General features: G+C 68.8%; 2 protein-coding genes. One reads left to right on the top strand and one right to left on the bottom strand.

Annotation, left to right across the window (positions count from 1 at the left end):
• Positions 1–235 (bottom strand): hypothetical protein (locus tag G6019_RS04860; RefSeq protein WP_182612593.1); only part of this gene is annotated, 235 nt, incomplete at its 3' end.
• 192 nt (positions 236–427) lie between these two features.
• Between G6019_RS04860 and G6019_RS04865 the strand changes: the two genes are divergently transcribed.
• Positions 428–1,812, top strand: a 1,385-nt coding sequence (locus tag G6019_RS04865) for a M1 family metallopeptidase (RefSeq protein ID WP_182612595.1), incomplete at its 3' end; no start/stop codon positions are given.

Here is a 1,812-nt window from a genome sequence, read left to right on the forward strand (position 1 = left end):
GCCGCTGCCAGGCCATCACGGCGAACAGAAGCACCGCGTACGGCACCATCGCCCAGTCGGAGAACATGATCGCGATGGTCCCGGCCCCCATCACCACCGCGATGACCGCGGTGAACCAGGCGAAGACCCGGGCGTCGCGCGTGGAGCTGACCGGCGGGCGCCCCTCGGCCTCCGCGAGGAGCCTGGCGGCCTCGGCGCGATCGACCGCGCCGGTGGTGTGATTCTCCGTGGTCATGACTTCACCTTTCTCGACACTTCCCCGGGCACTCGCCCGGCCGATGACCCCACACTAGGAAACTACTTTCCTAGTTGGCAAGTAGTTTCCGCAGAGCGCGGATCCGACGGCGGTGGCGGGCGTCAGCGGCACCGGCGGCGACGGCGACCGTGGCGATCCCCCGGGTCCACTACACTCGCGCAGGTCATGGAATTGAAGGCAGTCAAGAAGGACCTCATCGCCAAGATCGCCGCACCCCGCGATTCGTCGCGCGCCGATCCGGTGGATCCCTACCTGCCCAGCGCCGGGAACCACGGCTACCGGGTGACCCGGTACGAACTGGACCTCACCTACAAGATGAGCTCCAACAACCTGCGCGGTCAGGCCGTGATCACCGCCACGGCCACCGAACCGCTCGAGTCCGTTCAGCTCGACCTGTCCCCCCACCTCGACGTCTCCAAGGTCTCGCTCGACCGCGGCCGGGTCGCCCGGTACGGCCGGCCGCGGGGCAAGCTCAGCGTCACCCCGACCGACCCGATCCCCGTGGGCGCGGCGTTCACCCTCACCATCCGGTACTCGGGCAACCCGCGCCCCATCCGCGGCGCCTGGGGGGAGGTCGGTTGGGAGGAACTGACCGACGGCGTCCTGGTGGCGAACCAGCCCAACGGGGCCGCCAGCTGGTTCCCGTGCGACGACCACCCCTCGTCCAAGGCCCCGTTCCGGATCCGTCTCACCACGGACTCGCCGTACCGCGCCGTCGTGACGGGGTCGCTGGTGGGCAAGAAGCGCAGTGGCAGCACCACCACGTGGGAGTTCGACCTCCCGCAGCCCACCTCCACCTACCTCGTGACCATCAACCTGGGACGGTACGAGCACCTGGAGGTGACGGGCGGCTCGGTGCCGGTCCACGCCTATCTTCCCGCGGACCTCAAGCGGGACTTCCGGGTGGCGTTCGCCCGCCAGCTCGAGATGATCGACGTCTTCACCGACCTGTTCGGCCCGTACCCCTTCGGCGAGTACAAGGTGGTGGTGACCGACGACGAGCTGCAGATCCCTCTCGAGGCGATGGGAATGTCCACGTTCGGCCGCAACACCGCCGAGGCGGGGACGGACGACGAACGGCTGATCGCCCACGAACTCGCCCACCAGTGGTTCGGCAACGCCGTCACCGCCGCCGAGTGGAAGCACATCTGGCTCCACGAGGGCTTCGCCTGCTACGCCGAGTGGCTGTGGACGGAGTTCTCCGGCGGCGCGGACGCGGGCAGCCACGCGCTGCGCTACTACTCCAAGCTGCAGAACTCCCCCCAGGATCTGCTGCTGTCCGATCCCGGCCCCAAGGACATGTTCGACGACCGCGTCTACAAGCGCGGTGCGCTCGCCCTGCACGCGCTGCGCCTGACCATCGGCGACGAGCAGTTCTTCCGGTTGCTCCGCGGCTGGGTGGTCAAGTACTCGGGAAAGACCGCGACCACCGACGACTTCCTCCACATGGCCGCGGACCACTCCCCCGTGGATCTGCGGCCCCTGTGGTCCGCCTGGCTGTTCTCCGAACCGTTGCCGCCCACCCTCGGCATGCCCGATGACCACTCCGGCCGCCG

Source organism: Dietzia sp. DQ12-76, from assembly GCF_014145045.1.
In the GTDB taxonomy this organism is placed as follows: Bacteria; Actinomycetota; Actinomycetes; order Mycobacteriales; family Mycobacteriaceae; genus Dietzia.